At 66.1% G+C, this 280-nt stretch carries 1 protein-coding gene; it reads right to left on the minus strand.

The window, feature by feature from the left end; translation table 11 throughout:
• Positions 1–60 precede the first annotated feature (60 nt).
• The coding region (locus J0A66_RS23205) for a hypothetical protein (RefSeq protein ID WP_206576118.1) at positions 61–280 on the minus strand (220 nt) is incomplete at its 5' end.

Here is a 280-nt window from a genome sequence, read left to right on the forward strand (position 1 = left end):
TTGTCTGCGTCGGCAAGCCGGACACCTGCGTTGGGAACGATCGTCATACAGTGTGCTCCGTCATGGCTCCAGGATCACTTCGCCGTCGTCCGGCAGCTCGGCCGCGATCTCCTGGCCCAGCTTGTCCCAGAAGTCGACGAACGCCTGGCGCGAGCCGAACTTCTTCTTCGTGATGCGGCTGCTCAGCTTGACGCGCGCCGGCTTGGGCAGCACGTAGTCCGGCTTCTCCTGGGCCGTCCCTGCTTCAGCCTGCGCCTGGGCCCGCCATTCGCCCTCCAGG

Source organism: Bowmanella dokdonensis (genome assembly GCF_017254865.1).
Classification (GTDB): Bacteria; Pseudomonadota; Gammaproteobacteria; order Enterobacterales; family Alteromonadaceae; genus Bowmanella; species Bowmanella dokdonensis.